Source organism: Caulobacter sp. GW822-FHT07D08 (assembly GCF_058798735.1).
Map to the genome: position 1 here is coordinate 330,172 of NZ_JBXAKU010000001.1, position 21,158 is coordinate 351,329.

Below are 21,158 nucleotides of genomic sequence, written 5' to 3' on the forward strand. Positions count from 1 at the left end.
GCTTCCGAGCCGACGGAAGGGCCTACCCCGACCGGGATCCATCCGAGACCCCAGAGTGCGCGCCGCACGCGACCGTACATTGATCGCCGTCAAGCCTCCCCGCGGTGACTGGCATGCCGCGGGCGCCAAGGCGTGCGAGCCGCGCGGCGGGCGGCTTCATGGTTCAGCCCCGCCTTCCGGACGCGGCCTGTGCGCCAACCCTCGCGCCCCGCCGCTCGTCAGGAGCGCCACATCGGTGAGAAGAGCCAGCGGACGCAGGCCCGGCGGCGCGGCCAGGAAGATGGGCCGCCACTCGGGACCGAACTTGTCCTTGTAGGCCCGCAGGCCCTCGAAGCCGTAGAGCCCCTCGCCGGCATGGTAGATCCACCGCTCGACGCGCCGGGACCAGGAGTCCACGCCGCTCATCTCAAGCCCGGCCAGCGGCGCCATCCCGAGCTCAAAGCGTCCATAGCCCTGGTCGCGGCCCCAGGCGATCAGCTCTATGAACAGGGCGTCCATGGCGCTCGATGGCCCGTCCCGGCGCGCCCGCATCAGGTCCACGCCGAACTTCGAGCGATCCGGAGACGCCACGATATTGGCGAAAGCCACCACCTCGGCTCCCTGCCGCAGCACCGCGATCGGGAAGTTGTTGAGGTAGCCGAGATCGAAGGCCCCCAGGCTGAAGCCCTTTTCCGCGCCCGCGTGCGTCGAAAGCCACTCGTGCGAAACGTTCGCCAGCGCCGCCCACGGCGTCGCCGGATCGCCCAGCGCGAAGACCTCGAACACCAAGCCGTGGCGCAGGGCGCGGTTGCGAGCCAGGCGCAGGTCCTGCTTGTCATGACCCTTCAGGTCAAAGCGCGTGACATCGACGGAAGCGCTCTCACCAATTTTGACGGGCAGGAAGCCCGCGGCCACGAGGTCCGCCAGGCTCTCTTCCTCCACGGCGTAGAACACGGGATGCGCATCGTCTTCATCGGCCGCCGTGGCGAAGGCCTCGATCGCCGCGGGGCGGTCCTGGGCCGGTCCGACCGGGTCGCCCATGGCGATCCAACGCCCCGCGCGCGGCCGGTACATCACAAAGCTGCGGCCCGAAGGCGAGAAAGTCAGCGCCTTGTCGCCCATCAGGACCAGAAAGGCGTCACAGGAGACATGGCCCGCGTCAAGGATGATGGACTTGGCGCGCTCAAGCGCCTGGGGCTCCGGACGCGTGAAACCGGGCCGAGCCGCGCGGAGCAGACTCCAGACCGCCGCGATCAGCGCCATCGCCGCCAGGGCCGCGGCCAGGGCCAGCGCGCCGGAGCGCCCCGTCGTCACGGCCAGCGACCACCACGGACGACCCAGGGCCTGCGCGTCCGCCGCGACGATGCGGGCCAGGATCCAGGCCGCCGCGCCCGAAAGCGCGATCGCCGCCAACCACTCCGGCGAGGCCAGGTCGCGGGTCAAGACCGAGCGGCGATCGAAGGCGAAGCGACAGGGCGCCAGCAAGAGCGCCAGGGCCAGCAAGGGGCCGGCCGAGATCCAGCCAAACCCCCGCCAGAGTTCGCCGACGGCGCCGGCCAGCAGCAAGGCCAGGCTCGCATAATAGGCCGCCTCCCGCCGGCGCCAGAGCGCCTGGGCCAGAACCAGCAACAGCGCGCCGGTGACGCTCGACATCAGGGCCGAGCGTGGGAGTTCGGCGGCCATCTGGAGCGACGCCAGCCGAATGGGCGCGTTGGCGGCGGCGAGCAGCAGGGCCGCGCCGAGATAGAAGGTCAGGGCGGCGAAGACCGTCGGCGCGGAGATCGCCGCGACAACCTTCAGCTCGGCGCGCCGGGCGCCGCGCAACCCGCGGACCAACTGAGCCGCGCACAACCCCGCGGCGGTGATCATCAAGGGGCCGACCGCGTAGACCAGTCGGTAGACGATCAAGGCCGCGGCCGTCTCGTGGGCGACGGCGAAGCGGTGGCTCAAGCCCAGCACGATGGCGTCGAATACGCCCACCCCTCCGGGCACGCCCGAGACCGCGCTGACGACCGAGCCGAACACGAAGATCGCCAGAAAGGGCAGGAAATCGGAGGCGGCGGCGCCGGGCAGCAGGACGAACAGCGCCAGGCCCGAGAACACCCAGTCGGCGACGCCCCCGCCGAGCGCCAGCACGCCCAGCCTGCGCGGCGGGGTGAGCGGTCTCAAGCCCGGCAGAAACCATAGCCTGTCCGGCAGCCGCACGAACCACAGGGCGCCCAGCGAAACGAGCAAGACGCCCAGCGCGCGGTAAGCGAGCGGAAGGTCGCCGACAACCAGCAGGGCGATCCCGGCGGTCACCAGGCCGCTGAGCGTCACGGCAAGCCCAGCCAACACGCTCACCGCCGCCGCCTCAGCGGTGTTCAGTCCCCACGGGCGGTAGAAGCGGAGCCGGGCCGCCGCGCCTGTCGCCATGCTGAAGCCTAGGCCGTTGGACAGGGCGTACGCGACGAAGGTCACCAGCCCGATACGAGGCGCGGAAAGACGGCGCCCGACAGTGCGCAGCGCCCACCATTCCGAAACGGCCAGGCAGCCATAGCTCATCGCCGTGGCGACGATGGCCCAGAAGAACGCCGACGGTCTCGTCGCGCGGGCCGCGTCGACGACCGCCGTGAGGGACGATCCCCGAAGCTCCCGCCCGAGCAGCCATAGGGCCGCCAGGAACACGGACGCGGCGAACGCAATCTTGAAAACTCGGCCGCCGAGCATCGTCCGCGCGGCGCGGGCGACGATGGAAACCGCCGACCGACTTTTCGCCCTGGCGGCGCTCGCGCTTGCAGTCATGCGTCCATTTCCCTTGCCGATCGACTACGATCGCCCGACCTCCGCGCATTGACACACAACAACATGAACGGCGAAAGCGGCAGGCCGACGCCGTGACGGACGAGGTGGAACTCCGCGCCAATCGCCGCCTTTGGCGGATGCGCGAGGCGAGGAATTGGGAGGACTCTAAGGCTGGTGTTCTCCGCCCGCCCGCGTTAGCAGACCGCCCATGATCCGCCTCGACAACATCTCCAAGCAGAACGGCCACCAACTCCTGTTCATCGAAGCCTCGATGGGCGTCCAGAAGGGCGAGAAGGTCGGGCTTGTCGGCCCGAACGGCGCCGGCAAGACGACTCTGTTCCGCATGATCACCGGTCAGGAGCAGCCCGACGACGGCTTGGTCGTGATCGATCCCGGCATGAAGATCGGCTATTTCAGCCAGGACGTCGGCGAGATGTCGGGCCAGAGCGCGGTCGCCGCGGTGATGGATGGCGTCGGCCCCGTCAGCGCCCTGGCCGCCGAGATGGCGACGCTGGAAGCGGCCATGGTCGATCCCGATCAGGCCGACAAGCTGGACGCCATCATGGAACGCTATGGCGAGGTGCTGGAGCGCTTCCAGGAACTGGACGGCTATGCGCTGGAGGCGCGGGCGCGCGAGGTGCTGGCCGGCCTGAGCTTCAGCCAGGAACGCATGGACGGCGATGTCGGAATGCTGTCCGGCGGCTGGAAGATGCGTGTGGCGCTGGCTCGCATCCTCCTGATGCGGCCCGATGGCATGTTGCTGGACGAACCCAGCAACCACCTGGATTTGGAAAGCCTGATCTGGCTTGAGGCCTTCCTCAAGAACTATGAGGGCGCCCTGCTGATGACCTCGCACGACCGCGCCTTCATGAACCGCATCATCGGCAAGGTGGTGGAGATCGACGCGGGAACGTTGACGAGCTACTCCGGCGACCTTGATTTCTACGACCAGCAGCGCGCGCTGGGCGAGGCGCAACGCCAGGCGCAATACGAGCGCCAGCAGGCCATGCTGGCCAAGGAAATCAAGTTCATCGAGAAGTTCAAGGCGCGCGCCTCGCACGCCGCCCAAGTCCAGAGCCGGGTGAAGAAGCTCGACAAGATCGAACGCGTCGAGGCGCCGCGCCGTCGCCAGTCGGTGCAGTTCGAGTTCCAGAGCCCGCCGCGGTCGGGCGACGACGTGATCAGCCTGCGCAATGTCCACAAGGGCTACGGCGCCCAGCCGATCTACGAGGGCCTCGATTTCCTGGTGCGCCGCAAGGAACGCTGGTGCGTCCTTGGCGCCAACGGCGCCGGCAAATCGACTCTGCTGAAGCTGGTGGCCGGCGACACCAAGCCCGATCAGGGCGCGGTCAATATCGGCGCCAGCGTCAAGATGGGCTATTTCGCCCAGCACTCCATGGACCTGCTGGACGGCGAAGAGACGATCTTCGAGTCGCTGGAGCGCTCGTTCCCGCAGGCGGGGCAGGGGAGCTTGCGCACCCTGGCGGGGTGCTTCGGCTTCTCCGGCGACGATGTCGAAAAGCCCTGCCGGGTCCTGTCCGGCGGCGAGAAGGCGCGCCTGGTCATGGCCAAGATGCTGTTCGATCCGCCGAACCTGCTGGTGCTCGACGAACCGACCAACCACCTGGACATGGCGACCAAGGAGATGCTGGTCGCGGCCCTGGCGGACTTCGAGGGCACCATGCTGTTCGTCTCGCACGACCGCCACTTCCTGGGCGCCCTGTCGAACCGCGTGCTGGAACTGACGCCCGAGGGCGTCCACCAGTACGGCGGCGGCTATACCGAATATGTCGCCCGCACGGGCCAGGAAGCGCCGGGGCTGCATCCGGGCGGGTAGCGGCGAGGCCGTGCGGGGCGATCACATTCGTCCACGATCGATCGTGATCGCCCGCCCGGTTTAGATTTCCTCCATCGCTCCGACGCCGCCCGCCGGATTGGAGGGAACCCGGTAGGATTTCAGGACGAACCGCTCGTAGTTCCGCTCGAGAACCGTGGTTACGCCGATCAGGTCGATCCGGACGTCGTCGGCCCGCAAGGTGACCAGCCCGTATCCCTTGGTCAGATGCTGGCAGAAACGGACCTCCGGGCAGGCCTTTGAAAAGGCCGGCCCAAGCTCGACGTCGCCCAACATGTTGCCGAGACTGCTGCTGGTGATGGCGGTGACCCCGAGCTCGGCCGCCACGCGTCGATCTTGGGCGTCGTGCAGTTCATTGACCCAGAAGGCGTGGCTGTCGCCCGACAGCACCAGAGGTCGGCTCCCCGTCTCCACGAACATCCGGTTCATGCGATCACGCGCGGCGGGATAGGCGTCCCAGCCGTCGAATTCGAACGGAACATCGCTCGGCAGCGTCGCCAGTTGCTCGAGCCAGGGACGCAGGAGGGGCGTCACCTGCTCAAAGGCCCGCGCCCAGCCTTCCTTTCCCAGGAAGCCGGCGATGTCGGCGCCCGTCGTGTGCCCCATCACCACCTGATTGCCGACCACTTGCCAGCGCTTTCCAGCCTGGACCGACTCCGCCAGACGATCGCGCAGCCAGGCCTCCTGCGCGTGGCCATAGACGCTGCGGTCGGGTCGGGACATGGAGCGGCGGATGGAATCGGCGTCCATCCTGACGCCATAGGGCGCGGCCACGGGGCGACCCTGGGCGAACGCGGTCAGGATCTTCCGCTTGAGTTCGGGATCGGTGACCGGAACCGGCTGATCCGGAACGGTCAGGTCCACCGCGTTCCAGGTCACATCGTTGGGATCGCGCAGGTTGATCTGGCGATCGCGGCCGAGGAACCGGTTTTCAACCATGATCAGGGTCGCCAGATCGCCCAGTTCAAAGGTGCGATTGATCGCCAGCGGCGATGCGCCCGGTTCAGGCTCCCGAATGGGGATCCACTCATAGAAGGCCCGAACGGCGGCGTCGCGACGATCGCTCCAGACGCCTTCGTCGGGTTGATGGTTCTGCGCCCCGCCGCTCCAGGAGTCATTGGCGGTTTCATGGTCGTCCCAGACGCAGATCCAGGGCGCTCGCGCATGGGCCGCCTGCAGATCGGCGTCCAGCTTGTAGCAGGCGTGCCGCTCCCGGTAGTCGGCGAGGGTGCGGGCTTCGTGCGCGGGGGTGGGCGCGCGGCCGATTTTCTGCCCGATGCTCATGCCGAGTTGGTCGGGGCCGCCGCCGTATTCGTAGATGTAGTCCCCTAGATGCAGAACGACATCGACACGATCGAGGTTGGCGATGTCACGGTAAGCGTTGAAGAATCCGGTCGAATAGAGCGCGCAGGAGGCGACGGCGAGGACCATTTCCGACACAGAGCCGACCGGAAGGGTGCGCGTGACGCCGACGGGGGAGATCCGGTCGCCGACGCGGAAGCGATAACGATACTCGGTGTTCGGCCGCAGCCCCGCGACATCGACCTTGACGGTGAAGTCACGGGCGGCGGTGGTCGTCGCCGTGCCGCGTCGGACCACCTTCCGAAAATCGACGTCCGTCGAGACCTCCCAATCCACGGACACAGCCGCGGCGTCGGGGCGCGAAGGCGTGGCGCGGGTCCAGAGAATGACCCGATCGCGCAGGGGATCGCCGGAGGCGACGCCGTGCAGGAAATTCGCGGGCTCCTCTGAGCGCGCGGTGGCGTTTCCCGCGGTCGCCGCATAGGCGGCCGCGCCGACGAGGCCGAGGGCGGCGCGTCGATCAAGCTTCATGGTTCTGGTTCCCTAGGGGGGCGGTGACCGTCGCGCGCGACGCTCCGGTCACCACCGATGCGTCAGAAGTGAGCGCTGACTTCGAACCGCACGGTGCGGCGAGGTCCCGTGATGAAGGTCGGCATGCCGAAGGAGTCGCCCGTGTTCCCGCCGTCGACGATGTATTTCTCGTCCAGCAGGTTTTCGCCCATGACCGCGAACGACCAGGGGCCGGATGCGGGGGTCAGGCCGAGCCGGATGTTCAGGAGGCCGAAGGCGTCCTGGTATTCATCGACCGTCTTGTCCGAGAACACCGCGCGCGAGCGGACCTGAAGGTCGGAGCGATCGTTGTCGTCGGAGAAGAAGATCTTTGATTGCCAGCTGTAGACGGGGGTGAGCGACAGCTCGCCCAGGCGCGTCGAAACGGAGGCGTTGACGCCGAGCGCGAACTTGTTGTCCGGGCTGTTGCGGAAACTGTTGCCGTCATAGGCGCCGCCGTTGAAGCGCGCGTGATTGTAGGCGTAGCTTCCGAACACCGACAGACCGTCCGCCAGTCGCCAGGTCGCCTGGGTCTCGAAACCGGTCGCCTTGGCCTTGCCGGCGTTCACGGGCTCCAGGCGGTCGCCATTGCGCTGGAAGGTCTGAAAATTGGAGTAGTTGAAGTGGTAGATCGACGCGTCGCCGAACAGCGCGCCGTTGAAGAGGCGATATTTGATCCCCGTTTCGGCGGACGCCAGTTCTTCGGCGGGCAGTATGTTGACGGCCCCGGAGGCGGTCAGGTCGACGCTCTCCGGGCGTTTGCCGATCCCGTAGACCGCGTAGACATTCACGGTCGGCGTCACCTGATAGCGTAGCCCGGCCCGTCCCGTGGCCAGGCTGGAGGCATGGTCCCCCGTGACGATCCCGCCGGCCGGCGTCAGGGTCATCAGCAGCGCGCCCCCGGTCAGGCGGGATACGCCTTTGGGCGTCGTGACCTGCATGGACACGGCCTTGTCGTCCCAGGTCAGGCGTCCGCCGACAAAGGCCTGGAGCTTGTCGGTGAGATGGAACGTTCCATCCGCGAACAGGTCATAGGTTTCGATGTCCGCCGTCTGTCGCCGGCGATCCAGGTGGAAAGGCTTGTAGTTGGCCGCCGCTGAACCGAGAGCCGCGTTGATCTGGCTGTTCGTCAGGCCGTTGGGCGCATATCGGTGCAACGCACCCGACAGCAGCAGCGCCATGGCGCGCTCGTCGCCGCCGAGGTCCGTCTGCTGGGAATTGCTGGCGTTGAAATAGCTGGCGCCGACGAAACCTTCGAAGATCCCGTTACGTCGAATGTTGAGGCGCAATTCCTGGGAGAACTGTTCCCCGTCATTGCAGAGGTCGTAGGCGATGATGTTGGTGGGCGTACCGTCGATATCGCCCGCCTGACAGGCCTTGTACCAGCGATACCCGCTGATCGACGTCAGGTCGAAACGTTCGTTCAGAGTCAGGTCGGCGGTCCCGCTGAGGCCGACGATCTTCCGTTTGCTGTAGTCCGCCGCCATGTCGCCGAACGTACTAAGGTGGGTCGGCGTCCAGAAGCGCAGGTCGCCCTCGACCGCGCCGGTCTGTTGGTTGCGGGGAGCGAAGACGTTGGACTTGAAGGCGCCGCCGCTGTCGGTGTCGTCGCGATCGTATGTTCCCGAGAACCGGAATTTGAAGGCGTCGGTGGGCGCGTAGCGAGCCGTCAGTCGATAGGCCTGGCCGTCGACATTGTTGTAGGTTCCGCCCTGGGTGTTCTTCAGGAAGCCGTCCCGCTGGCGCTTCAGCGCCCCGATGCGAAGGCCGAACTTCTCGTTCACCGGAAGATTGGCCACGGCCTGGACCAGCCGCTGACCGTGGTCGCCCAGCCCGGCGCGAACTTCGAAACCGAGCGTGTCGGTCGGCATTTTCTGAAAGGTGGAAATCCCCCCGTTCAAGGCCGAGCGACCGTGCAGGGTCGATTGCGGGCCCTTTTCGACCTCGACGCGGTCAACATCGAACATCTCGCCATAGCCAGAAGCGATCTGCGTGATCGGCACGCCGTCCTGAAAAAGGGCGACCCGCGGCTCGGCCGCCGGCGACGTATCGTCCGAGGTGATGCCGCGTAGCGAAATCCCCGGCAGCAAGCGGTCCTGCAGTTGGATGACCAGGCCCGGCGTCAGCTGGGCGATCCTGTCCAGCTCCGTCACCCCCAGCCGCTCCAGGGTCGCGCCGTCATAGGCGCTGATCGACATGGGCACTTCCGAGATGCGTTGGGTGCGCTTCTGCGCCGTGACGATGATATCGCCCACGGTCGCGACATCGTCATGAGCAGGGAGCTCCTGCCCAAACGCTTGTCCAGCACCAAGCGCGCTGACGCTGCAGCAAAGAGCCAAACGAAAGGCCGAAAAAATTCCTCGTGCCGACATAAACGCCCCTCCCTAAAAGTTATTGAGCAGGGGCTTAATCGCAGGTGATTATGACGTCAACATAACAGTTGTCCTAATTTTGGAAGCGAGATACCGCCGATTTCCCCTTACGGTATCGAACGGTTGTCTAGTCCTTGTGGCGCGCGATCAGCCAGCTCAGCAACAGGTCGCGGCGGTCGTCGCCGTCCACGCCAGACAGGATTGTCTGTCCGGTGGCGACCAGCGAAGCCGTCTGGCCGTCGAGGGCGTCGAGACCGGAATAGCCTCTGGATCTCAAGAGGCGGATATAGTTGACGCCACGCCAGCGGCGCTGATCGATGACATAGGGAGACAGCGCCGGGTCCCGGGCGGCGGCCAGGACCACGGCCAGTTCCCCGCGCGCGACAGCCTGGCCTCGCCACAGGATCGGATCAACGCCGGGCGGCGCGGGTGGCGGATCGCCGCGCCCATCGGCGATCAGATAGACGCCGCTGATCGCCGCCTTGAACAGGTCCGCCGCGGTCCTGAAATAATAGCCCACGGCCGACCGCGACAAGCCGGCGCGTTCGGCGACCGCCCTGTGGGTGAGCGCTTCGGCGCCGCCGTCGACCAGCACATGACAGGCGGCGAGGGCGGCGTCGCGCTTTGGACCTGGCCCCATGGCGTCCGCCGGGACATCGCCCGCCGGCAGGCCCAGGCGCCGATCCATTCGCTGCACCAGCCGAGAGAACAGCGGTTCGCGCCCGACGCCGTCGCGTTCCAACCGGCTGGACAGTCGGTCGATCGCCATCCGGCGCAGCAGCCGGTAGTCGAGGTCGTCGCCCACGACCAGGCCGTTGAAGCCCTCGTCCGTGACATAGGCGGCGGCCAGACCCGCCCAGATGGCGGGGTTCTCGATGCGTCCGTCGAACAGCCGCGTCCAGAAGCTCCGGCGCTCGGCCAGCCACGGCGCCACCTGGGCCGCCACCTCGGCGTCGCGCGGCGCCCGTAGCGCCAGGTCCATCCAGATCAGTTGCGTCAGACGCGCTTCGCCGTGGACCAGGGCGTCGAGATATTGCTCCAGGATGGCGGCCAAGGCCTGACGGTCCAGGCGTTCAAGGCCATCCAGACGCTCCAGCCATTCGTCGTGCCAGCGGCGGTCGCGAAGCCGCTCACGCGCGACGACCTCGCTCAGGATGTCGGCCTTGGCGCCGAGATGGTAGGCCAGGGCGCCCGATGTCGCGCCCACGGCGTCGCCCAGGCGACGGAAGCTCATCGCGCGCAGGCCGCCATGGGCAAGCTCTCGCCGAGCCGCCTCGATCAGGCGATCTACCTGGGGCTCCGGGGGGGTAGCGGCGTCGAGTGGTCCTGAAGTCATGACTTTTCTATAGCGTGAGCCCGCCCGCGAGCCTCAATAGATCGCGTCGCAAAAAAATGGGCGGGAAAAGGTTTTTGCGCGCTGGCTTTGTGGCGACGCTGAAGGCGGCGCGTCAGGTTTCGGCGGATCTGATGCGTTTCGCGCATAGGCCGGATGGGCCGTGGGCGGCCTAACCCGGAGACGGACTGGAGAAGGGCGCGGACCCGTGACGGATATCGAAGCCCAGGAGGCCTTGAAGGCGATGTTCCAGGCGGCGGTCGACGCCGCCTCCCCAGGGCTTTGCCTGCCGCCGCATCTGCCCGCGCCACCCAAGGGGCGTACGATCGTGGTCGGCGCGGGCAAGGCCGCCGCCGCCATGGCCGCCGCTCTGGAAGCTCACTGGGAGGGCCCGCTCGAAGGGCTGGTGATCACCCGTTACGGCCACGGCGCGCCGTGCCAGCGCATCACGGTCGTCGAGGCCGGGCACCCGGTCGCCGACGCGGCGGGCCTGGCCGCCACCGCCGCCATGATCGCGCTGCTGAAGGACCTCACCGCCGATGATCTGGTGGTGTGCCTGCTGTCGGGCGGCGGCTCGGCGCTGCTGGCCGCGCCCGCGCCGGGGCTGACCCTGGCGGACAAGCAGGCCATCACGCGGGAATTGCTGCGCAGCGGCGCGGCGATCGACGAGATCAACTGCGTTCGCAAGCATCTGTCCGCGGTCAAGGGCGGCCGGCTGGCGCTGCTGGCCGCGCCGGCGCGTGTCGTGACCCTGGCCATCTCCGACGTGCCTGGCGACGACATCTCGACGATCGCCTCGGGGCCGACCGTCCCCGACCCGACGACGCGCCAGGCGGCGTTGGCGATCCTCGAGCGCTGGCGGATCGCCATCCCCGACCGTGTCCGGGCCTGGTTGGATGACCCCCGCAGCGAAACGCCCAAGGCCGTCCCCGATGCGCGAACGGCGCTGGTCGCGCGTCCTCGCGACGCCCTGAACGCCGCGGCGCGGGCGGCCTCCGAAAGAGGGCTGACCCCTGTCATCCTGGGGGATGCGATCGAGGGCGAGGCCCGAGGCGTCGCCGCCGCCCAGGCGCGGCGGGCCCTGGAGATCGCCGCCAGGCGCGGCGAGGTCGCGCCGCCCTGTGTCCTGCTGTCGGGCGGCGAGACGACCGTGACCGTCACGGGCGGCGGCCGTGGCGGGCGCAACGCCGAATACCTGCTGGCCCTGGCGGTCGCCCTGGACGGCCGGGCCGGAATTCACGCCCTGGCCGCCGACACCGACGGAGTCGACGGCTCCGAGGACAACGCCGGGGCGATCCTCTTTCCGAGCAGTCTGGCGCGCCTCTCGGCCCTGGGACTGAACGCCGCCGAGCGTCTGGCCGACAACGACGGATACGGCGCCTTCGCCGCCCTCGGCGACCTGTTGGTCACCGGTCCTACTCGCACCAACGTCAATGACTTCCGGGCGATCCTGATCGACGCCCCGTCCTCGGAGGGCTCGCGATGACCGAGCGGCGTTGCGAACGTCTCGCAGAACGTCCGTATGCCTTGCCTGGGGTGGGATTTGCTCCCAAGCTCCCCGCATCTGGCCTTGTTGCGGATGGGCGCTGCGCGTCCGCGCGGGACCGCCAGGAGGGTCCCCCGTGCTGAAACGTCTCCTAGTCGGAACGCTGGCGATCGTGGTCGTCGGCCTGGTGGGCTTCGGGGTCTTCGCCTGGCGTCCGGCGATCGACAAGATCGCGCCGCCCGCGCCGTCCAGCTTCGCGCCTGAACTGGTCGCGCGCGGCGCGGTGCTGGCGGGGGCCGGCTATTGCTCGACGTGCCACACCACCAAGGGCGGGCAGCCGTTCGCCGGCGGTTATCCGATGAAGACGAGCTTCGGCGCGATCTACTCGACCAACATCACCCCCGACCCCAAGACCGGGATCGGAACCTGGTCCGAGGCGGCCTTCCGCCGGGCGATGCACGAGGGCGTGGCCCGCGACGGCGCCCACCTGTTCCCGGCGTTCCCTTACGACCATTTCACCAAGCTGTCGGACGCCGACGTCTCGGCCCTCTACGCCTACATGATGACCCGGCCGGCGGTGGACGCGCCCGCCAAGCGCAACAGCGTCCCCTTCCCGCTGAACATCCGCGCGCTTCAGGCCGGATGGAAGCTGCTGTTCTTCAAGCCCGGCCGCTTCCAGCCCGACACGTCCAAGAGCGCCGAGTGGAACCGCGGCGCCTATCTGGCCGAGGGCGTCAGCCACTGCGGCGCCTGCCACACGCCGCGCAACGCTCTGGGCGCCGAGAAGCACGACAAGGCTTTCGCCGGCGCGGCGATCGACAACTGGATCGCCCCGCCGCTGACCGCCGCCAATCCGTCGCCCGCGCCCTGGGACCAGGCCGAGCTTGTCGCCTATCTGCGCACCGGGATCAGCCGCTATCACGGCGTCGCCGCCGGCCCCATGGCGCCGGTTGTCCACGATGGACTCGTCACGCTGCCCGACGCCGACATCCAGGCCCTGGCGGCCTATTTCGCCGACCGCGACGGCGCGGCGGGCCGAGCCTCGACCCTGGCGCCGGCCCTGCAACGCGCGGCCGTCGCCAACCGGCTCAACGTCGGGCCGCAGAACGATCCGTCGGCGCGGCTTTACACGGCGGCCTGCGCGTCCTGCCACTACAACGGCGCGGGCCAGCCCAATCCGCTGCGGCCGGACCTGGCCCTCAACAGCGCCGTCAATCTGGACGACCCGACCAACCTGATCCGGGTGGTGCTGTACGGGATCAGCGCGAAGGACGGAGCGCCAGGGGTCGTGATGCCCAGCTTCAACCGCTTCAGCGACGCCGACGTCGCCAAGCTGGCCGCCTATCTGCGCGCCACCCGCACGGACAAGCCCGCCTGGCCGAACCTCGAGAAGAAGGTCGCGGCGATCCGCGCGCAGGGAAAGTGAGCCCGTCATGACCCAGTTCACGATCAACGGCCGGGCCGTCTCCATCGACGCCGACGAGGATACCCCCCTGCTGTGGGTGATCCGCGACGACATCGGCCTGACCGGCACCAAGTTCGGCTGCGGCATCGGCATGTGCGGAGCCTGCACCGTCCACGTCGGCGGCCGGGCGACTCGCTCGTGCATCACCCCGATCAGCGCCGTCGACGGCGCCGAGGTCACCACCATCGAGGGTCTCGATCCGGACGGCCAGCACCCCGTGCAGCAGGCCTGGCTGGACCTGCAGACCCCGCAATGCGGCTACTGCCAGTCGGGCCAGATCATGCAGGCCGCCGCCATGCTGAAGGACTTCCCCGCGCCCACCGACCAGGACATCGACGCGACCATGAGCGGCAACCTCTGTCGCTGCATGACCTATGTCCGGATCCGCGCGGCCATCAAGCAGGCCGCCGCGGCGATGGGAGAGAAGTCGTGAGCCGCCTGCCGCCGAAAGGTGAGACCGGCGGCTTCCTGTCGCGCCGCAATTTCCTGATCGCCTCCACCGGCGCGGGCCTGGCCTTCGGCTTCTCGGCCCTGGTCGAGGCGGCGATGGATCCCGCCGTTCCGGGCGGTGTCCCCGTGAGCCCGACAGGACCCCGGTTCGAGCCGACCCTGTGGTTCGCCATCGACGGCGACGGCGTCGTCACGGTCAACATCATCCGCGCCGAGATGGGCCAGCACGTCGGCACCGCCCTGGCCCGCATCCTGGCCGACGAGCTGGACGTCGCCTGGGACAAGGTGCGCATCGTCCATGTCGACACCGATCCCAAGTGGGGCCTGATGGTCACCGGCGGCAGCTGGTCGGTGTGGCAGACCTTCCCGATCTTCAGCCAGGCCGGCGCGGCTGGCCGCATCGCCCTGGTCGAGGCCGGGGCCAAGCTGCTGAACGTCTCGCCGGCCGGCGGGACGGCGCGCGGCGGCGTGGTCCATGTCGGCGGCAAGTCGATCTCGTACGGCGACATCGTCAAGCGCGGCGGCGTCGCGCGGCAGTTCACGCCCGACGAACTGGCCAAGCTGCCGATCAAGCCGGCGGCCGAACGCAAGCTGATCGGCAAGCCGGGCAAGGCCCTGGACATCGCCGCCAAGATCAATGGCTCGGCGGTGTATGGCATCGACGCCAAGGTGCCGGGCATGGTGTTCGCGCGGCCCAAGCTGCCGCCGACCCGCCATGGGGCCAAGGTGCTGTCGGTCAACGACAGCGAAGCCAAGAAGATCAAGGGCTACCTGCGCTGCCTGACGATCGAGGATCCGTCCGACACCGTCCCCGGCTGGGTGCTGGTGATCGCCGAAAGCTATCCGGCCGCCCTGCGCGCGTCGGAACTGGTCAAGGTGAAATGGGCCGCCGGTCCGGGCGCGACCGTGTCGGAGAGGGATTTGCAGGATCACGCCGCAAGCCTGATCGCCAAGCCCGACGGCGGCGCGCTGCTGGACAACAAGACCGCCGACACCGCCCCGGCCTTCAAGGCCGCCAAGTCGGTTCTGGAGCAGACCTACACCGCCGCCACCGTCCTGCATTTCCAGCTCGAGCCGCTGAACGCCCTGGCCTTCGAGAAGGACGGGGTGATGGAGATCCACACCGGCAACCAGTGGCAGAGCCTGATCCTGCCGACCCTGGCCAAGGCGCTGGACCGTCCCGAGACCCGTATCGTCATGCGCACCTACATGCTGGGCGGCGGCTTCGGGCGGCGGCTGAACGGCGACTACGCGGTGCCGGCCGCCTTGGCGGCCAAGGCGCTGGGCAAGCCGGTGAAGCTGGTCCTGACCCGCGAGGACGACGTGCGCTTCGACTCGGTGCGCTCGCCCTCGGTCCAGACGGTGCGCATGGCCTTCGACGGGGCCGGAAACATCCTGGGCCAGGAGCATCACGCCGCCGCGGGCTGGCCGACCCTGGCCAACGCCCCGGCCCTGATGCCCAAGGGCAAGAACGGCGTGGCCTACGACCCCTTCGCCATTTCCGGCGCCGACCATTGGTACGAGGTCGGCGCGCACAAGGTGCGGGCCATCAACAATGACCTGGCCAACGAGACCTTCCGCCCCGGCTGGCTACGGTCGGTGGGGCCGGGCTGGACCAACTGGGCCGGCGAGAGCTTCATCGACGAGGCGGCCCATCACCTGAAGACCGATCCGGTGGCTCTGCGGCTGAAGCTGCTGACCGGCGCCGGCGCCAATGCGGGCAGCGACGCCAGCACCAAGGGCGGCGCCAAGCGTCAGGCCGAGGTGGTGCGGCGCGCGGCGGAAGCCGCCGGCTGGGGACAACCCCTGCCCAAGGACACCGGCCTGGGCCTGGCTGCCAGCTTTGGCCAGGAACGCGATATGCCCACCTGGGTCGCCTGCGTGGCCAAGGTCCATGTGAACCGCGCCAGCGGCGTGGTCACGGTCCAGAAGCTGACCTTGGTGACCGACGCGGGCACCATCGTCGATCCCGACGGGGCCCGCGCCCAGACGGAAGGCGCGGCGCTGTGGGGCCTAAGCATGGCCCTGCACGAGGGGACCGAGTTCGTGAACGGCCAGGTCAGGGACCTGAACCTCGACACCTACACGCCGCTTCGGATCTCCGACACGCCGGAGCTGGACATCCAGTTCGTCGACAGCGTCGAGGTCCCGGTCGGCCTGGGCGAGCCGGCGACGACGGTGGTCGCCCCGGCGATCGCCAACGCCATCTTCCGCGCGGTCGGCGCGCGCCTGCGGCATATCCCGATCACCTCGGCCGCCGTGCTGAAGGCGCTCGCGGAACAGACCTGATCGCCCCATCGACATGGCGCCGCGGTCCTGTCTCGGGAAGCGGCGCCGGTCGCTGGCTGCAACCTCCGCGCACCGCAAAGCGTCCACCCGGCGTCTCGCGATCCTTCGTCGACGGGATTGCTTTCTGATCGGATCTAGGTCACTTCGTTAAAAAGACTTTTAAACGAATACTGACTTTCCGGGAGGGGCTGGATGGACGTCTACATCTTTGACGCGGTGCGAACGCCGCGCGGCAAGGGGCGTCCGGACGGTTCGCTGGCCGGGGTGAAGCCGGCCGGGCTCGTCGCGCAACTCGTGCGGGCCCTGGAGGCCAGGAACGGTCGCGAGGCTGTCCACGCCGCCGGGCATTTCACCCTGGGCTGCGTCACCCAGTTCGGCGTTCAGGGCGGCCATCTGGCGCTGGCGTCGCGGATCCAGGCGGGCCTGCCCGACGCGATGTCGTGCCTGACGATCAACAACTTCTGCGTCTCGGGCCTGTCGGCGATCGCGGACGCCGCGCGGCGCATCGCCGCCGGCGAGGTCGATCTGGCCCTGGCGGGGGGCGCGGAGTCGATGTCACAGACGCCGTTCCTGGCCGACCAGGCCGACTTCTATGCCGACATGGCGCTGGCCAGGCGGATGGGCTGGGCGCCGGTCGGGCTGGCGGCGGATCTGCTGGCGACGCGCGAGGGCCTGACGCGGGCCGCGTTGGACGCCGCCGTCCTCAAGTCCCACCAGCGCGCCGCCGCCGCCTGGCGCGAGGGCCGCTATGCCGGCCGGGTCGTGCCGATCCTGAATGAGGACCAGACGGTGGCCCTGGATCGCGACGAGAACATCCGCGACTACGGCGACGGCAAGTCGCTGGAGCGCTTCGGGCCGGTGTTCGCGGCCACGGGCGCGGAAGGCTATGACGACATCCTGCTGGAGAGCTTCCCCGAGCTCGGCAAGGTCGAGCATCTGCATACCATAGCCCACTGCCCGCCGATCTCGGACGGCGCGGCGCTGGTGCTGCTGGGCTCAAAGGAGGCGGGGCGACGGCTGGGGCTGACGCCGGTCGCCCGGATCCGCGCCCTGGGCGAAGCGGCCGACCATCATGTCCTGCAATTGACGGCCGGTCCGGTGGCGATGGGCAAGGCGCTCGACCGGGCGGGCATGGCGCTCGGCGAGGTCGGGGTCGTCGAATATATGGAAGCCTTCGCCGCCGTGCCTGTGCTGTTCGAGCGAGGCTTCGGCTTCGATCCGGAGCGCCTCAACCCCAATGGCGGGCACCTGGCGATGGGCCATCCGATGGGGGCGACCGGGGCGATCCTGACCACGACCCTGCTGGACGACATGGCCCAGTTCGACGTCGAGACCGGCCTGGTCGTGGCGACGGGCGGCGTCGGGGTCGGCGCGGCTATGGTTCTTGAGCGGGCAGGGTAGGCGGGGCGCGAGGACAGCCCCCGCGCCGCCTCGCTTCAGGGCTCGCCCTTCAGCGCCTTTTCCAGGCTGGCGCGGTCGTAATATTCGCGCCACTCGACGATCTTGCCGTCCTTGATGTCCAGCACGCCGACCACCGGGACCGCGCCGGGATGGCCGTTGTAGACGAACCGGTCGACGCGCTCCATGAACACCAGATCATCGATGATCCCCATGTGGGCGATGTCCAGGGTGACGCCGTCGGGCGCGCCCTTGCCCAGGGCGGCGATGCGCTCGTAGATCGCCGTCCGGCCCTTGACCGGCGCGACCATCATCGACTTCAGCGTTCCGTCCTCGGCGAACAGGTCGGCGACCTTGCGCCAGTCGGCGTGCTTCCAGGCCGCGATCATGTCGCGCGCCACCGCCAGGCGGCTGGCGTCGGTGTCCTGCGCGAAGGCCGGCGAGGCGAGGGCCAGGGCGAGCGTCAGCGACGCGACCAGGCTTGCGATCTTCATGATTTCCTCCCGTGATTTTTTATGCGCCGGATGACGCTACGACATCACTTGCATAACAAGACCATGATGCTAGGGTCGTGACAAGAGGCGCGGTCACGTCGTCTCGAATCCGGGAGAGTCTCGATGAAGCTGGAGCGCCTGCCCCCCGTTCTGACGACGCTTGGGCAAAGCAATCACCCCTACATGTCCGGGCCGTGGACGCCACAGCACGAGGAGGTCAACGCCACCGACCTGACCGTGCTGGAGGGCGCGATCCCGACGGACATCGACGGCGTCTACATCCGCAACACCGAGAACCCGGTCCACCGTCCGCTAGGCCGCTATCACCCGTTCGACGGCGACGGCATGGTCCACATGATCAGCATCCGCGAGGGGCGCGCCGACTACCGCAACCGCTTCGTGCGCACGCGCGGCTTCCAGGCCGAGCAGGAAGCCGGCGGCTCACTGTGGGGCGGGCTCATGGATGGTCCGGGCGTCTCGACGCGGCCGGGCTTCGGCTGCCATGGCGGCATGAAGGACGCTTCGTCCACCGACGTCGTCGTGCACGGCGGCAAGATCGTCTCGACCTTCTACCAGTGCGGCGAGGCCTACTGGCTGGATCCGGAAACCCTGGAGCAGGGCGGGGTGGCCAGCTGGGGGCCGCTGGACGGCGTCTCGGCCCACCCGAAGATCGACGAGGCCACCGGCGAGCTATTGTTCTTCAACTATTCCAAGCACGCGCCGTACATGCACTACGGCGTCGTCGACCGGCACGGCAAGACGACGCACTACGTGCCGATCGACCTGCCCGGGCCGCGCCTGCCGCACGACATGGTCTTCACGACCAACTACTCGATCCTCAACGACCTGCCGGTGTTCTGGGACCAGGAACTGCTGAAGCGCAACATCCACGCCACGCGGTTCCATCGGGACCTGCCGTCGCGGTTCGGGATCATCCCGCGCTACGGACGCTCCGACGAGATCCGCTGGTTCGAGGCCGCGCCGACCTACATCCTCCACTTCCTCAACGCCTATGAGGACGGCGACGAGATCGTCATGGACGGCTACTTCCAGGAGGATCCGACCCCGCCGCCGCTGGCCGACGCGCCCGAGGGCATGGGCCACCTGATGGCCTTCCTGGACGAGCAGTCTTTCAAGCCCAAGCTGCACCGCTGGCGCTTCAACCTGAAGACCGGCGAGACGACCGAGATGCATCTGGACGAGCGGATCCTCGAATTCGGCATGTTCAACCAGCGTTATGCCGGCAAGCCCTACCGTTACGCCTATTCGACGGCCACGAAGCCCGGCTGGTTCCTGTTCACCGGCTTCGTCAAGCACGACCTGGAGACCGGCGAATCCTGGAGCGTGAACCTGCCGGAGGGGCGCTACGCCAGCGAGTCGCCGTTCGCACCCCGCATCGGAGCTATCGATGAGGACGACGGCTATCTCGTCAGCTTCATCATCGACGAGAACAGGCAGACCTCCGAATGCGTGCTGATTGACTGCAAGCGGTTCGAGGAGGGGCCGGTCGTCCGGATCGCCCTGCCGCACAAGCTGTCCAGCGGCACCCATAGCGTCTGGGCCGATCGGGCTTTCATCCGGGACGGTGTGGCCGCCGCTTGAGTTGGCCGAAATCCAGGAGTTTCAGATGGACATCAAGAACAGCGTCGCGCTGGTGACCGGCGGCAACCGGGGCATCGGCGAGGCCTTCGTGCGGGCCTTCGTCGCCGCGGGGGCGGCCAAGGTCTATGTCGGCGCGCGCGACGTCGCCAGCGCCCAGCATCTGGTCGACGAGGGGGGCGGCAAGGTCGTGGCGATCGCGCTGGACGTCACCAAGCCCGAGACGATCACGGCCGCCGCCGCCCAATGCCAGGACGTCACGATCCTGGTCAACAACGCCGGCCAGTTCGGCATGCGGACCCTGCTCAAGGCGCCCGACCTGGAGACCGCGCGCCTGGAGATGGAGGTCAACTATTTCGGCCCCCTGGGCATGAGCCGCGCCTTCGCGCCGATCCTGGCCAAGAGCCCGGAGAGCACGATTGTCAACGTGCTGTCGGCCGGCGGCCTCGTGGCCGTACCGGGCATGGGCGGCTACAGCCCGTCCAAGTTCGCGGCGCGGGCGATGAGCACCTGCCTGCGCGCCGAGCTGGCGCCGCAGAATACCAATGTCGTCGCCCTGATCGTCGGCTCGGTCGACACGCGCATGGCCAGCCACGTCGAGGGCTTCAAGGAGACGCCGGCGACCATCGCCGAGGCCGGCCTGAAGGCCATCAAGCGCAAGGCCGACGAGGTCGACACCGATTTCATGGCCATCGACGTGCGCGCCAACCTGGCGCGCGATCCGAAGGGTTTCGAACTTCAAATGCGGCGCTCCCTGGCGGGCGAGCGCGTCACCACTGGCCGCTGAGGAGCGTTCATGTCCAAGCCCGACACCCCAAAAATGGACTATGTGGATTTCGCCAAGCGCTTCGTGGCCGCCATCCAGGACGGGGACGGTGAAGCCGTCCGGGCCTTCTACGCGCCAGACGCCAAGCTGTGGCACAACACCGACAATATCGAGCAGACCGTCGACCAGAACCTCAAGGTGTTGGCCTGGTTCGTGAAGACCCTGCCTGACCGCAACTATCGCGTCCTGCGCGTCGAGGCGCTGCCCGACGGCTTCGTGCAGCAGCACGTGCTGGAGGCCACCCTGCCCAATGGCGAGCGCTGGGCCATGGACGCCTGCGTCGTCGTCAAGGTCGAGAACGGGGTGATCACGCGGCTGGACGAGTATCTGGACTCGGCCAAGTCGGCGGCCCTACGTCCGTTCGGCCGCTGACGACAGATCCGCGGCCTTTCCTACCGCCGCGAGACTGGGGCGGGTCCTTCGGGGGACCCGCCCTTCTTGTTCGCTCGCTAGTGACGGCCGGCCTGGTCGAAGTCCTGGACCAGGCCCATGGCCTTCAGCAGGTGGGCGCGGTCGTAGTACTCGCGCCACGTCTTGATCAGGTCGCCGTCGAATTCGAGAATCCCGACGACTGGGGCCGAGCCGAACTTGCCCCGGATCGTGAACTCGTCGCTGCGCTCCATGAACAGCAGGCCATCCACCACCCCGATGTGATGAATCTTCAGCTCGATCGCCTCGAGCCCGTCGCCCAGCGCCGAGACGCGGGCGTAGATCGCTTCGCGCCCGACGATGGGTTCGACCATCATCGAGTGCAGTACGCCGTCGGGCGTGAACATGTCGGCGATCGCGCGCCAGTCCATGCGCTTCCAGGCGTCGGCCATCTCCAGGCCGCGCGCGATCTTCTGTTCATGGGTCAGCATGGTTCTCTCCCTGAAATCGGCTCCAAGCTTGACCAGAGCCGACGTTGTTCTTTTAGCTTTTATAACCGTACTTAATGCCAGGCTCGCGCCTCTGTCGACCCGCGGATACGGGCGAGC

Annotated in this window: 15 protein-coding genes; 9 read left to right on the forward strand and 6 right to left on the reverse strand. The window is 68.1% G+C overall.

What is annotated here, in order from left to right; genetic code table 11:
• Positions 1-156: 156 nt before the first annotated feature.
• Positions 157-2,763: a bifunctional lysylphosphatidylglycerol flippase/synthetase MprF gene (gene mprF / locus AC1RJ9_RS01505; protein ID WP_492835362.1), complete on the reverse strand. Its 2,607-nt coding sequence runs from the start codon at positions 2,761-2,763 to the stop codon at positions 157-159.
• 208 nt (positions 2,764-2,971) lie between these two features.
• Here mprF and AC1RJ9_RS01510 point away from each other — a divergent pair, with 208 nt between their 5' ends.
• Positions 2,972-4,600 (forward strand): ABC-F family ATP-binding cassette domain-containing protein, encoded by a 1,629-nt coding sequence (locus AC1RJ9_RS01510; protein WP_492835360.1) that lies wholly within the window; start codon positions 2,972-2,974, stop codon positions 4,598-4,600.
• Positions 4,601-4,660: 60 nt separating this feature from the next.
• Here AC1RJ9_RS01510 and AC1RJ9_RS01515 read toward each other — a convergent pair whose 3' ends face one another.
• The 3 genes from AC1RJ9_RS01515 to AC1RJ9_RS01525 all read right to left on the reverse strand — a co-directional run bounded on the left by AC1RJ9_RS01515 (position 4,661) and on the right by AC1RJ9_RS01525 (position 10,177).
• Positions 4,661-6,451: an alkaline phosphatase D family protein gene (locus AC1RJ9_RS01515; protein ID WP_492835358.1), complete on the reverse strand. Its 1,791-nt coding sequence runs from the start codon at positions 6,449-6,451 to the stop codon at positions 4,661-4,663.
• A gap of 62 nt (positions 6,452-6,513) precedes the next feature.
• Positions 6,514-8,724, reverse strand: a complete 2,211-nt coding sequence (locus tag AC1RJ9_RS01520; protein WP_492835356.1) for a TonB-dependent receptor — start codon at positions 8,722-8,724, stop codon at positions 6,514-6,516.
• 244 nt (positions 8,725-8,968) lie between these two features.
• Positions 8,969-10,177, reverse strand: coding sequence for a TetR family transcriptional regulator (locus AC1RJ9_RS01525; protein WP_492835354.1), 1,209 nt, complete (start codon positions 10,175-10,177; stop codon positions 8,969-8,971).
• 205 nt (positions 10,178-10,382) lie between these two features.
• On the opposite strand from AC1RJ9_RS01525, the gene AC1RJ9_RS01530 reads away from it, so the two are divergent.
• The 5 genes from AC1RJ9_RS01530 (at position 10,383) to AC1RJ9_RS01550 (ending at position 17,265) form a co-directional block, all read left to right on the forward strand.
• Positions 10,383-11,660, forward strand: coding sequence for a glycerate kinase type-2 family protein (locus AC1RJ9_RS01530; RefSeq protein ID WP_492835352.1), 1,278 nt, complete (start codon positions 10,383-10,385; stop codon positions 11,658-11,660).
• A gap of 136 nt (positions 11,661-11,796) precedes the next feature.
• Positions 11,797-13,086 (forward strand): c-type cytochrome, encoded by a 1,290-nt coding sequence (locus tag AC1RJ9_RS01535; RefSeq protein ID WP_492835350.1) that lies wholly within the window; start codon positions 11,797-11,799, stop codon positions 13,084-13,086.
• Between the two features lie 7 nt (positions 13,087-13,093).
• Positions 13,094-13,558, forward strand: coding sequence for a (2Fe-2S)-binding protein (locus AC1RJ9_RS01540; protein WP_492835348.1), 465 nt, complete (start codon positions 13,094-13,096; stop codon positions 13,556-13,558).
• Positions 13,555-15,864, forward strand: a complete 2,310-nt coding sequence (locus tag AC1RJ9_RS01545) for a xanthine dehydrogenase family protein molybdopterin-binding subunit (RefSeq protein ID WP_492835346.1) — start codon at positions 13,555-13,557, stop codon at positions 15,862-15,864. The genes AC1RJ9_RS01540 and AC1RJ9_RS01545 overlap by 4 nt, the downstream gene beginning before the upstream one ends.
• Before the next feature lie 192 nt (positions 15,865-16,056).
• Positions 16,057-17,265: an acetyl-CoA C-acyltransferase gene (locus AC1RJ9_RS01550; RefSeq protein WP_492835344.1), complete on the forward strand. Its 1,209-nt coding sequence runs from the start codon at positions 16,057-16,059 to the stop codon at positions 17,263-17,265.
• Positions 17,266-17,300: 35 nt separating this feature from the next.
• On the opposite strand, the gene AC1RJ9_RS01555 is transcribed toward AC1RJ9_RS01550, so the two are convergent.
• Positions 17,301-17,756, reverse strand: a complete 456-nt coding sequence (locus AC1RJ9_RS01555) for an SgcJ/EcaC family oxidoreductase (protein ID WP_492835342.1) — start codon at positions 17,754-17,756, stop codon at positions 17,301-17,303.
• A 123-nt stretch (positions 17,757-17,879) separates the two neighbouring features.
• Between AC1RJ9_RS01555 and AC1RJ9_RS01560 the strand changes: the two genes are divergently transcribed.
• Genes AC1RJ9_RS01560 through AC1RJ9_RS01570 form a run of 3 tightly spaced genes read left to right on the forward strand, consistent with a single transcriptional unit; the run spans position 17,880 to position 20,553 of the window.
• Entirely contained in the window at positions 17,880-19,358 is a 1,479-nt protein-coding gene (locus AC1RJ9_RS01560) for a carotenoid oxygenase family protein (protein ID WP_492835340.1), read from the forward strand.
• Between the two features lie 25 nt (positions 19,359-19,383).
• Positions 19,384-20,142, forward strand: coding sequence for an SDR family oxidoreductase (locus tag AC1RJ9_RS01565; protein WP_492835338.1), 759 nt, complete (start codon positions 19,384-19,386; stop codon positions 20,140-20,142).
• Between the two features lie 9 nt (positions 20,143-20,151).
• Positions 20,152-20,553 carry a nuclear transport factor 2 family protein gene (locus AC1RJ9_RS01570; protein ID WP_492835336.1) on the forward strand — a complete coding sequence of 134 codons (402 nt, stop codon included), beginning with the start codon at positions 20,152-20,154 and terminating at the stop codon, positions 20,551-20,553.
• A gap of 77 nt (positions 20,554-20,630) precedes the next feature.
• Here the strand turns inward: AC1RJ9_RS01570 and AC1RJ9_RS01575 are convergent, their stop codons facing one another.
• A complete protein-coding gene (locus tag AC1RJ9_RS01575) occupies positions 20,631-21,041 on the reverse strand; it encodes a limonene-1,2-epoxide hydrolase family protein (RefSeq protein WP_492835334.1) in 411 nt (136 codons plus the stop codon).
• Positions 21,042-21,158 lie beyond the last annotated feature (117 nt).